Below are 12,357 nucleotides of genomic sequence, written 5' to 3'. Positions count from 1 at the left end.
TGTGATTAACATTGTTAATCACACTATATTCTTAGATGAAGAAAAGTTCAATTCGTATAACAGCCATTATGTTAAATAGCCCTCAATTCGAGGGCTATTTTTGTAGATGGGTTGGATCAAATTGCTAATAATGAAATTATATTAGGTATTATTAATCAACCAGTTTAATTACTGAATTTAGCTGTTGGATGCATTTTTCGAGTTCATCATGATCATAATGATTCTTTGACTCTAATAGTAATTTATCACTATAAGAGTTGATATCTTGATCAATTCCAGCAAAGCCAGCTTTAGTTGCTTTTGCTGTCTTGTCCCAATAATCAATGATGTTAGAATTCATTTTTGATAATAAATTCTCTTTTTTTACAGCAGTTACTAGTTTTTTAGCTAATGATTTTTGCCATGATCCACCAAAGAAACCATAAATTGCTAATCCAATACCAGCTGCTATTGCTAACCCAATAGTAATAGGTCCGCCTATTGCAGCAACAAAAGACGTTACCACAGTAACATTACCTACTAAACCAAGTGAAGCTAGAACCCCAGCGACCTTACCAACAATGATGTATGCACCTAGATTACTTGCAATAGTAGATACATATAACGCCATAGCTCCTAAACTACCTAAGCCACTTAACCCCCCAATAAAAGCAGCTTTAGCATCAAACAAATTAAAATCGACATTAATGCCATCAATATCTTCCACGTCTATATCTACGATACGTGGAACAACAGCTTGCCATTTTTCAATTAAATCGTTAGTTGCGTTGCTATAGGTTTTTCCACTTTTTTTAAGCGTATTCTCTATTTTTGCACTAATTAATTGTCCAATGTAACTACCAATTTCAGATTGTGCTTCTTTCTTATCTGTATAAGTATCTCGGATAAGTTTTTCTAGCCAATCTACTGATACTAAGTTGTCATAGTAGGCTTCTACACTCTTGAGATCTTTATTTCTGAAGTCAACACTTTGATCAATCAAGTTATCAACTTCTTTCAATAGACCTTTACGTTTAGCCTCAAATTGCTTTTTTGCATTTTCTGCTTTTTGTTGACGTTCGATTGAGACTTTTTTTTTGTTACGTAACTCCTTTTCATTCGATTTAATCAAACTTTTTAGTTTAGCATTAACCTTCTTAAACTCTTGATCTGTATATTCTTCCTGTTGAGCGGAAAGAAAATTTGCCATCTGATTAACTTGTTGTAAAGTATCTAGACGATATTCATTATTTTCTCGCCAAAATGGCTGTACACGTTGACTAAGATGATCACTTTCAGGCAAATTTTTCAGAAAACCATCTTCTATCCAATCATTAAAAATTAGGTTTTCTAATTGTCGCTTAACACGTTTGAAAGCAGTTTTACCAACATATTTCACGTCTTCTGGCTTAAGCTCAGAATGGCAATGTGACTGTACAAATAGTAAATGCTCAAAAGGTTTTTCAGGGTTAAATGGTGGTTTATTACGAATAATATTAGATGAAAAACCTAGGTCGGTATCTTTAAGGAAACCTGTATGAGTTGACACAAAAATAACACCATCTACGAGCTCTACAGAACTAAGGGCTTTTTCGATATCATCTCCATCATCATTATTCATATCCCCTGGCGTATCCAATAACCAAACATGCTTAAGGATTTCAGAATCAGTGAATACAACAGCCATAAAGCTCTCTTTATTCAGCTCATCCTCATAATTATGTAGTCCTAATTTTTCGAGTAATGCATAGCCACCTTCTTCAACTAAATATTTTTCCATTAATTCATTATCATGAATCATGTAAGGTAAAAATCCCTTTCGAAATACTAATACATCCGATTTAATGCTTTCAGGACGGTCTGATGTATGCATAAGCAAGTTGACAATACAAGTTGCTGGCTGATAGCGCGTCGGTAAGATTGGATTATGAATAATTGTATTAATTAGTGTTGATTTACCTGAATCGAAAGCCCCGAAGCAACCAAGTATAGGTTTTTTATCAAAACTTTTTACAAATAACTCTAGAGCTGCCAAGTTATCAACTAAGTTGGTTTCGTTTAAATAGTTATGGTCAAATTTTTCAATGCTTTGCTTAATGTCATTGATTTTATAAGTCAGCTTTTTGACTTTCTTGTGTAAATCTGATTTTTTTAAGCTCAAAGATAAGTCAGTGTCGTTAGACTTCGTAAGTTCCATTAGATACTCGTAATATTTAGTTGGTTCTATACCAATTGCTGTTAAGTAAGCTGCTATCTTCAAAGCATCTGCATTGATCGGAGAGTTTTCAATTCTAGACACAGTTCTTTGATCTAAAACTTGTCCTATACCAAAAACGTCAGATCTCACAGAAACATCGTATTGAGATAAACCTGCATTTTCTCGATTTTTTATGAAGAAATTTTTGAGTTTTTGATTTAAACCCTCTGTGTGCTGATCTTCGGTATTCATATGAATCACCTTCCTTGAAAGAGCTAAATAGCACTAAGCAATCAATAAGCTTTTAGACATATTTGTCTTAAACATATAAAAACACGACGTTATTAATAAGTCAATATTCTTAGACAAATATGTCTAAAGTTAAATAAATAAATGTTTTAAATTGATATTTTTACTAAAGGTGAGTGAGTGAATTTTTCTGTTGCTCAGAATCCATCTACATTGTATGTAGACGGATCATCAAAGGTTTCATATCTTTACCTACGTGAGCCATGATTGGTGTACAGTCAATTTAATGCTAAATAAACATATCTAGTTGTGGCATAAAATTTCAATATTTCTAAAATTAACATAATACCGCTTATACGAAATCGGTTTTATTAATTTATAAAATTCAACAGCTTAACAAAAAATAAAAAGCCCAACCCAATCTGCTTGGGCTTTTTACGTGAATTAGAACGTTCCACGCTTAATAAGTGACCATTATTTCAATGCACTTTTTAGCTCACATCAACAATTGGAGTTTTTATAGAGCTATATTTTTTGGGATTTGATTAATGTATTTATCGATATCAAGATCTAATAGCTTTAAATTACTACCCCAAATTCTTCGAGTTTATTTTCCCATTGCTCAGCAACTATATCTGTTGTGATATCTGCTTTGATACGTTTCAGCATGTCCATCGTTGACTCGCTACCTCTTTTAAATCTATCTGCTAAACCATTGGACATGATTAGCCCCGTGATCTTACTTGCTCGATGACTTAAGTCATCTTTATTCAGACTAGACTTTATAATGCTATTTTTTTGACTCATAGAAACTTGATTATCTAAATCTTGCTCCGGTTGCTCCTTTAAACCTTTCTTAAGGTGAAATTTAAGGACAATGCTAGTAACTTTTCGTCCAGTCTTCTTCGGCTCAATTATAAGGTTATAAGGGCTATGTTGATTAATTTCTTTAGATGCTTGATTTAGAACCCAACGATTTAAATCCGCCCAAACTGGATACTTGTTCTGTAGTTGAAACATCCAGCGTAGATCCTCAAGAGTAACCTCACGTTTTCCTACATTGCGATATTGCATCATAAGTTCATATACACGGATGGCATAAGGACTAGACATACCAACAATGTCGGACTCTAAATACTTTGTAAATTCAGTTTTAAGGTTGGACAAGAAAGGTAATATGGGTTTAGAAAATCGAATAAATGAAATACTAGATCCATTGAATATTTTTTCTTGAATCCAGCGAAAAGAATCAGACTCATCACCATTTCTAAGAACAATAGAACGCTCATATAGCCTATTCACAGCATCTTTAAATTCTTTATGTGAAGCTTTCTTATCTCCACCAAGTTTAACTAGGTCCTGAGCAGTAATGCGATATAGGACATCATCTGAAACCTCATCGCCTTTAGGAACTTGAGCGATAGCACTAAGGATTAAACGCTGTTCAAGAGTAGTAAGCGTATAGGAAGCTTCAACCACATGATTTGACTTTACAATCAACTTATTTTTTTTAGTCATTGAAGAACCATTGATGTAATTATTGTGGAGTAATATAAAGCACTCCATATATGGTGTCAATCTTGCGGGAATCCCTCCATAGTAATGCGGGAATCCCTCCATAGTAATGCGGGAATCCCTCCATAGTAATGCGGGAATCCCTCCATGTTAAGCGGGAATCCCTCCATAGTTAGGTCTTGAAACCCTTACTATCAGATGCTTTCAGAGCACGTAAAATTCTTTAAAAGTATTAAAATAATAAAAAAGGGTAAATTTTACTAAAACAGCCCTATGGCACTCGCTATGCTCGTGGCATTTTTACTTCGCTACGCTCAGTTAGGGGGGCTGTTTATCCAAATTAAATACATGAAGATTAGAAAACTTTTCGCGCCCATTCGGGACGCTCTGTTACTCTCGATCTTAAACAAATGGGAGCTTGTAATCAGAGGGAAAAATGCATGATATTAAATTGTGGAGTCGTCACTCGTAGACACTCGTTCGGTTGAACTTACTGAGATTCAAAAAACATTGAGAGTATTCAAGTTTAGAGACTTTCTCTGATTACAATAAAATTTGCTAAAAGTCGAAATCAAAATCACGGCTTGGCTTTGGTTTATTGTCCAGTTCTGGCTCAGGTCTTTGTCTGTCTTGAACTGGGGTGGGTGCTAATCTTTCTGTAATCAATGTTTTGATGTCTTCAAATGTATCAAGACAGTTTAAATAGGTCTGTCTATCTGCTTTAAAGCGATCATTTTGCGGTTCGAGGATGGCTTCACAGTGTAAATAATGCAGCGTTATTTCATCATTTTTGACGATGTTCTGAATTTTTTGATAATCGAAGCCTTGTAAATCACGCCACCCACGAGAGGTATACTCTTTGAGGTTGTCTGCCTTTTGGGACATACACTTGATCATGCCTAAAATGTCTTTACGCTTACACAGCTCATCTTGTTGCTCTGAAAGCCTTTTGTGACGCAAGTTATAGTCAGGATAGTAGCTGTCATGTCGCAGAATAAAATGAGTGGCTCGATCAGGTTGAATACGCAGATCTCGAATGACTTCAGTTATTTCTTCAAGCTGTTGAGTAAAATATTTAAATCGCCAAGCATTGTTTCGAGCGTTAACATTTGCTCGTATTGAGTCTTCAAGTCGGTTTCTATATCTGTTGATGCCATACAGTGCAAGATCGTTGAGGTTGCCTCCTCTAGGTCCCTTTGCTGAGTATTGATACGTTCTTGGATAGGTGATATTGCGGTTTGGACTAAATTCTCGACAATCGTGTGTAAGTTGAGCTGACGCAAAGCATGTGTTAATTGAGTTTGCAATTGATTGGCAAGATTGTTCTGAAAGGTGCGTTGCAAGTCCTGTGAAAAACTCCCGTGTTCGATCTTGGATATTTCGTTCTGCAATACTGAAATCAGAGCGTGTTGTGAGGCCTTGATCGATTCCAATGCATTGATTTTCTCTTGCAATTGTTTCTCGACGTCGTTGTACGTGCTCAAGATGGTCTTTAATGAATTGATCTGTTGACTCAATTGCATATTTTCTTGTTCTAACAGGCGGTTCTTGCGCAGCAACAGGTCGTTCTGTTGTTTGAGTAGATGATCGATTTCGGTCTGCATGTGTTATCTCCACTGGTTGTTCAAGATTTGTTGTTGATTGCCAATGGCTGTGGCGTTTTGTTGGATGATTTTCTGTTGTTCTTGGATGGTTGCTACGTTGTTGCGTACTTGAAAGGCGAAGTAAATACTGATTGAAGTTATCAACACTGCAAAGATGGTGATCCCCCAAAGTAGGTGCTTGGCTCGCTGATGGGTCAATATCTCTGTGAGCAGATGGTCGAATTGAGTGTTGATCTTCTCGCTTTGCTGAGCGATGGCTTGCTCCACTTGCGTTTGAATGGATCTCTCTAGACTGGTTTGATCGATTTTGATGCTCAAGACTTGTTGATTGAGTTGGTCCTGTAGCTGCTGCAATGAAATTGAAAACGAATCGATGCTGGATTTGACGTTGTTGATCTGTGACAGGTCGATACTCGCAAGTTGCATTGAGAGTGCGTCTATTTGCGCTTTGTAGCTCGCTGTTGCCGTTTTGAGGGCCTGAAGGGATAAATGGTCTATTTCGGTCAATATGGCGCTTAGGTGCGATTTTAGAGCGATCGTGGTCTGATGGACTTCGTGTAGGCGCATAGTATTTTCTGTTATAGGCCTCTCGCTTTGCTCGATAGTCATCTCGAATGCTTTGAGCATCTCGGAGAGCCTGTGCAAGCTCTCTTGGAGTTGATCGGCTTTCTGCTTCTGCTCGGAGACGCTCTGAATAAAGTCCAATTTCGAATTGTTCATTGTAAAAATCGCCTTTGAGTCGGTGTGTTTTGCCGCTGGTCAGGGTGACTGACACATAGCCTGGATGTGGCTTAACGGATGCCACGCCTTTGATTTGTTGTAGACAGGCCACAATGTCGGCTCTGTTAGTGGCCATCTGAGTCTTTAAAAGGGTTTTGATATAGTTATCAATGGTCTTACAAAACTGTTTTTTGGTGAGCTGTTCGATGTCTTGGCTGCTCAGAATATGTTTTGCTTGAGCGTTGAGCTTGGCGACATAGTTTGGCTCCTGTGTGGTCTGCATCAGCAAGAGATCATCAGGGCGTGACCATTGGTATTTGGTGTTGAAGTAGTCACGTAATGCATCGAAATGCTTTTCGTGTCCGGGAGGAGCAATGTTGAGGGACTTGCCACTGTTGAGATCAAGCCGGGGGATCAAAACATGGAGGTGCTTTGATCCATCATTATCGGTATGTAACACCGCAAACAGGTGATATTGGGCAGGATCTAAGCCTGCAAAGGCGTGTTGCTCAAATTTATCGAGCACCTCTTGGATCTGTGCATCACTTGGGTTGTCCTCTACTGACCATGCAATGACACCGCTAGTATATTTCCACAGGTGAGGACTAGCATCACAGGCTGCATTAAAGGTATGGGCATCACCTCTGAGGACTTCAACGCCTGCACGTACATGTCCCAAATGATCGAGTTCATCAAGCACATAAGCAGATGCATGTGCTGCAGAACCTTTGCCGTGATCTAAAAATTTAATATGCACGCTCATCCTCCTCGGCCAGTTGTAACGAGGACAACTGCTTTTTCAATCGATCAGGAGTTTGGCGACTGATTTTTGGTAGGGCAGGCAATAGCTGTTCAAGATCGTTTTGGATGTTTTTCAACACGGAGAACAGGCTAAAAATATCAAGAGTGCGTTGTTGTTTGAGGTCTGCATTTTTGATGATGTTTAAGGCCCGGGCAATTTGGTTCAAGTTGTTGCCGATTTTAGATATTTCGAGTAACAGCGTTGGGTCAGTTTTTTGGTAGCGTTTCACGACTTCAACCACAGTTTTAATTTTGGTTCTGGGTGGTTGGTCGTCTTCTGTGGGGGGCTTGACGGTCACAGCATCTTGCATCACTTCTCTTTGAATTAGCGAATGAATGAAATCGGTAAAGTTGGTGTCTTCTTGTTCAAGGTGCTGTTCAATTTGTTCAAGTTGTAATTCAGTCAGTCTGAAAATTTTAGTTTTAGTTCGCATGGCCTCTTCCGTCATTCGCTGTTGCTGTTCAGTCAACGAAGTTGACTGGCCCATCTGTGATGGGCTTGGGGTCTTAGGGGTGTCCCCTAACAAGTCCCTGTATAGAGAAAATTCGAAGAATTTTGTATATACAGGTAGGCTTGCTTATGTAATTTATGCTTATTTAATATTCATCATAGCAACTAAATAGGGCAAGGAATAGACCAAAAAATGGCTGTTTTAAAATTAATCTGATGTGGGCCTGATACATTATTTTGTATAGTTTAACTATACAAAATAATGTATAGTTAAACTATACGGAGGTGGCTTGATGTGATTGTAGATTTTAAGCATAAGGGATTAGAAAATTTTTTTGAAACGGGGTCTACAGCAGGTATTCAATCCGTACATTCAACAAAATTAAGGCGTCAATTGAGTGCTTTAAATGAAGCACAAACAATTGATGAAATGAATTTTCCTGGATGGAAGCTGCATCCTTTAAAAGGGAAATTAAAAGATCATTGGGCCATTACAGTAAATGCAAATTGGCGAATGACCTTTACCTTTAAAGATGGTAATGCGTACATCGTGGACTATCAGGACTACCATTGAGGTGAATATGATGATGAACAATCCAGCACATGCCGGTGAATTAGTTTCAGAATGGTTAGACGGTCTAAAAGAAGAAGGACAAGCGATTACGATCACAGAGCTTGCTGAACGCATTCAAGTGACACGCCCATTGTTATCTCGAATTATTAATGGGAAAGCGCCAATCACCGCAGATATTGCGTTGCGTTTACATGATGCTTTGGGGATTAGTGCGGATTTACTGATGCGAGTTCAATCTAAGTATTCACTTTGGGCAGAATCTCAAAAGCAACGTCCAAAGATTCAACCCTTCTCTATGAGCTGCTAAGCTAAAACTTAATTTTTATAGGAAAGCCAATAGACTATCAGTTGGCTTTTTTGATTCACAAGTATCTACAAAATAGCTGGACTTTGAGTATTTAAACATTTGATTTCAATGTAGAATATCTAAATCTAATGAAACTGAATACTCAATCAATGAGAAGAGATAAATTTTTAGGACAAGATCCGAATGAAAAAATCGTATTCGTTTTTTTATTTGAGCAAAATGATAAGAAGATTTCTTTATTCATTAAATACGATGATGAAAAGGACATTGAGTATGCACAGCAATTGATTATGCTCTATAGCATTTTTTGGGAAAGTGGTTCACCTTTGAGTGACCTCATCGCTGGATTTGAGAGCGATCCTAATCGCCAAGCGTCTTCACTCAAGCTTTGGCATACGATTCCCTAGATAAAAAAAGGCCCAACATCCTGTTGGGCCTTTTTCGTATGCGGTTGTGTGAGGTATAACTCCTGTCGTACCTATCTTCCGTGTTTTAGAACTTATCATTTTTGTTTTTTGTTCTGGAACTTCCTGTTCCTGATGTACTCAGAATAGGTGAATCCTTAGCTCCGAGATAGAGGCGATCTACTCCAATACGTGTACGCTCAGGCTTACAGATCCAATTTCGTATAAGATATTTTATGTTAAATACTTAAAAGCACTTAGTTGCTTATTCTTTTATCTACCTCTGTTTAAGTCTTTTAAGATATTGAGTATAGTAAGATGAAGCCATAAGTTACAGTTGTTATGATAGATATTAAATTCAATAATTTAGGTCCCATTGAAACAGGGCAAATAACACTAAGTGATCTCACAATTCTTTGTGGGAACAATAATACTGGTAAAACTTATGTAACTAATTCTATTTATTCTATTTATAAAGAATGGACTTCATTAATTGCATGGCAATTTCCTGATCAAAAAATTAAAGAATTATTAGAGAACGGTTTTTTTGAGGTAAATATTGAAGAGGAATTGATTTCTAACTGGGAAGCTCGATGTAAATTAGGATCAATAAAATTTCCATTAAGAGTGTTACCTGAACAATTCGCTACAAATAAATCAAGATTTGAAAGAACAAAGTTTGATATTTCATTAAATATTCCATCAGATTGGAGAAAGAAAAGCCATTCTTTAATGATCTTTCCTACAATTCGTTTAACTAAAGATTCTGATAGTTCAGTTTTGAAAATTTTATGTGAAGATCTTGAAAAAATTAAAGGACTTCCAGAAGTATTCATAAAAACTATTGTTAGAAGACGTATTCTAGATTTACTTTTCCCTATGAATGCTTTTTTATGCACTGCAGAAAGAACAGGTGCTACTGCATTTAGAAATAGAATAAAATTTGATGAGCAAATGATTTTAAAATTATTACAAGACTCAGCAGAAGATAATCCAAATTATTCACCATTTAACAGAGATTATGCTAGTCCAATTGAAGATAATTTAAGATTCTTAGATCAAATTGATAATTTGAATAGAAACAAATCTAAGAAAAGTTTTCTTGATGATAATCCAGATGTGTTAGAAGCATTTAAAAAAATCACATCAGGCTCATATAAAATTCAAGAAACAACAAGAGATATGATTTTTTGTCCTAATTCAATAAATAAGGAGAATGTTGAATTAAGAATAGGAGAGTCTTCAACTTCAGTTAGATCATTATTAATGATTTGGTATTGGCTACACTTTGTGGCACATAAAAATCAAATTTTAATGATTGATGAGCCTGAGTTAAACCTACATCCTAGAAATCAAAGACTTTTTTCAAGATTCATAGCTCTTTTAGTTAAAAAAGGAATTAAAGTTTTTATAACAACTCATAGTGATTATATTATTAGAGAATTGAATAACCTTATATTAATGAATCATGGTGCGACACATATTAGTGGAGTTAAAGAAAAATATGGGTATGAAGTTTATGAATCTCTCGACCCTCAAAATGTAAATGTTTATGTAACAAGAAAAAATGAGAATACTATTGAGCTAGAAAAAATTAATGTAGATCCAATTCATGGGATAAATATTACTAGTTTTGATGATGAGATCATTAAACTTAATAACATTCAAGATTCTTTGTTATACGGTGAATAATAATGCCTGCAGTAGATGTTATTAACTTATTGAAAGGCAATGTTCAACCTAAAATCCTTATCTCTGAGAGTCCAGTTAGCCCTAATACTTTCGAAATTATTGAATGTAAAAATATAGGTAAACCGGATGTTTTATCTAAAATATTGATTACAGATTGTGAAGATACAGTTGTTTTTGATCATGATAATATAACTGGATTCGATTGTCGTAATTTTATGGTAGGTAGCTGTTTTAAAGGAATTTTTAAAACATGTGATGCTATATTTATTGGTGTAATAGATAATGAACCATTTATTCTAATTATGGATATGAAATCTGTTAGTTTAAAAAACAATGAAAATGTAAAAAAAATGGTTGCAGGAGATTTGTTTTTAGAATTTCTAAACTCTTTTTTACTGAAATATAAAGATATTTTTTCTTATAACGAGGATATCCTTTCATGGAAAAGATTTTATGCAATAATTCATTGTAATCTACAGAAAAGAACTACAGGATTTACTCCTGCTTCATCTGATTCTAATAATCCTGGTTATATTTATCTACAAGATCAAGGCAGTATTAAGATTAGAAAGATATTAGGCATGCCTATTATTTAACCTTCCTAAAATTAACATAATACCGCTTATACGAAATCGCTTTTATTAGTTGATAAAATTCAATGATTTAACCAAAAATAAAAAGCCCAGTCCAAGCAGATTGGGCTTTTTACGTGAATGAGACCGTTCCACGCCTGTTTTTCAATCAATTTTAAACATGATTGATTAGCTCAAATACAAATTAAGTAACTTTAGTTGTAGCCTGCTTTTTCTAGCAGTGGGTAAAGTTCTCTGAATCTCTCCGGCTGTAAAAGCATGTCAGCAATACGTATAGCAAATTGCTGATAGCTTTCTGTACCTTGTGAATATTTAGACATTTCAGGCATTTCAGACATTTTACTAGCAAAAAAGTGGCGTTGGGGATCACTCAATTTTATGAAGAAATCAGGTGTATTTGGATCTTTTTTTAGCTGTATTGATGTTTTATCTTTAGCTTCAAATTTTAATTCTAAATGTGTGAACTTTCTTCCTGTTTTTAGTAGTTGATATTTTATTGTAATAGGCGATTTTTCATTAAGCTCATCAATAGCTGTATCAATTACCCATCTTTTTAGATCTGCTGTTAGTGGGTATTTATCATTTAACTCCAGCATATTACGCAAGTCATCAAGTTTTATTTTTCTATAGCCAGTGCTCTTAAATTGCATCATTAATTCATAGAATCTAATGCTATATCCACTGCTCACACCTGCAATATCTTGGAGAAAATATTGAGTAAAATTAGATGACAAATTACTTAAAAACGGTAGCACAGATTTACTAAATCGTATCGCTGCCAAGACATAATCTTCTGCATAAGGGTCACTACCTGTCATTTCTCTAACAAAATCAGGATTAGCCAAAGCCCAATCACTATTGTATTTCATAACATCTTGAACCCATCTAGTCTTAAAAGTCCCCATTTCAGTCGTAATTGTTATTGTTCGATTAAAAAGGCGATCACATGCCTCTCTAATTTCTCTGCTTGCATTTTTAGGATTAACACCTAGTTCAATGAATGATTCTCTAGTAACGCAGTAGCCGACATCATCTGTGACTTTTTCACCTTTAGGCATATTTGCAAGAGCAGCTAAAATTAATCGCTGTTCATTCAATGAAAGATGATAGCTAGCTTCAATAATATTATTTGCTTTCACTACTAAAAGTTTGGTCAATTTTTATTAATCCTTTTTAAATATGAGATAAATATATATCCCTCATAGTTATGCGTCAATCCCTCATAGTTATGCGTCAATCCCTCATAGTTATGCGTCAATCCCTCATAGTTA

At 35.6% G+C, this 12,357-nt stretch carries 10 protein-coding genes; 5 read left to right on the top strand and 5 right to left on the bottom strand.

From position 1 onward, the window contains the following. Positions 1 to 151 precede the first annotated feature (151 nt). The 4 genes from Q0017_RS11760 to mobC form a co-directional block, all read right to left on the bottom strand. Positions 152 to 2,428, bottom strand: a complete 2,277-nt coding sequence (locus Q0017_RS11760) for a dynamin family protein (RefSeq protein WP_298147032.1) — start codon at positions 2,426 to 2,428, stop codon at positions 152 to 154. Between the two features lie 576 nt (positions 2,429 to 3,004). Continuing rightward, complete coding sequence (locus tag Q0017_RS11755) at positions 3,005 to 3,943, bottom strand: replication initiation protein (RefSeq protein WP_298147029.1); 939 nt, start codon at positions 3,941 to 3,943, stop codon at positions 3,005 to 3,007. 555 nt (positions 3,944 to 4,498) lie between these two features. Beyond that, positions 4,499 to 7,021 carry a relaxase/mobilization nuclease domain-containing protein gene (locus Q0017_RS11750; protein WP_298147026.1) on the bottom strand — a complete coding sequence of 841 codons (2,523 nt, stop codon included), beginning with the start codon at positions 7,019 to 7,021 and terminating at the stop codon, positions 4,499 to 4,501. Next, complete coding sequence (mobC, locus tag Q0017_RS11745) at positions 7,011 to 7,499, bottom strand: plasmid mobilization relaxosome protein MobC (protein ID WP_298147023.1); 489 nt, start codon at positions 7,497 to 7,499, stop codon at positions 7,011 to 7,013. Before mobC ends, Q0017_RS11750 begins: the two co-directional genes overlap by 11 nt. A gap of 312 nt (positions 7,500 to 7,811) precedes the next feature. On the opposite strand from mobC, the gene Q0017_RS11740 reads away from it, so the two are divergent. The 5 genes from Q0017_RS11740 to Q0017_RS11720 all read left to right on the top strand — a co-directional run bounded on the left by Q0017_RS11740 (position 7,812) and on the right by Q0017_RS11720 (position 11,089). Then, positions 7,812 to 8,090, top strand: coding sequence for a type II toxin-antitoxin system RelE/ParE family toxin (locus Q0017_RS11740; RefSeq protein ID WP_298147020.1), 279 nt, complete (start codon positions 7,812 to 7,814; stop codon positions 8,088 to 8,090). A gap of 10 nt (positions 8,091 to 8,100) precedes the next feature. Then, positions 8,101 to 8,397 (top strand): HigA family addiction module antitoxin, encoded by a 297-nt coding sequence (locus Q0017_RS11735; RefSeq protein ID WP_216075934.1) that lies wholly within the window; start codon positions 8,101 to 8,103, stop codon positions 8,395 to 8,397. 128 nt (positions 8,398 to 8,525) lie between these two features. Continuing rightward, positions 8,526 to 8,804 carry a hypothetical protein gene (locus Q0017_RS11730; protein ID WP_298147014.1) on the top strand — a complete coding sequence of 93 codons (279 nt, stop codon included), beginning with the start codon at positions 8,526 to 8,528 and terminating at the stop codon, positions 8,802 to 8,804. 339 nt (positions 8,805 to 9,143) lie between these two features. Then, positions 9,144 to 10,493, top strand: coding sequence for an AAA family ATPase (locus tag Q0017_RS11725; RefSeq protein WP_298147011.1), 1,350 nt, complete (start codon positions 9,144 to 9,146; stop codon positions 10,491 to 10,493). 2 nt (positions 10,494 to 10,495) lie between these two features. Then, positions 10,496 to 11,089, top strand: a complete 594-nt coding sequence (locus Q0017_RS11720; RefSeq protein ID WP_298147008.1) for a hypothetical protein — start codon at positions 10,496 to 10,498, stop codon at positions 11,087 to 11,089. Positions 11,090 to 11,280: 191 nt separating this feature from the next. Here the strand turns inward: Q0017_RS11720 and Q0017_RS11715 are convergent, their stop codons facing one another. Continuing rightward, positions 11,281 to 12,243, bottom strand: a complete 963-nt coding sequence (locus tag Q0017_RS11715; RefSeq protein WP_298147005.1) for a RepB family plasmid replication initiator protein — start codon at positions 12,241 to 12,243, stop codon at positions 11,281 to 11,283. Positions 12,244 to 12,357: the final 114 nt, after the last annotated feature.

The sequence above is a fragment of the uncultured Acinetobacter sp. genome (assembly GCF_947624825.1).
Classification (GTDB): Bacteria; Pseudomonadota; Gammaproteobacteria; order Pseudomonadales; family Moraxellaceae; genus Acinetobacter.
Note: the sequence above shows the minus strand (reverse complement) of the source record. Positions and strands in the feature narration are given on the sequence as shown.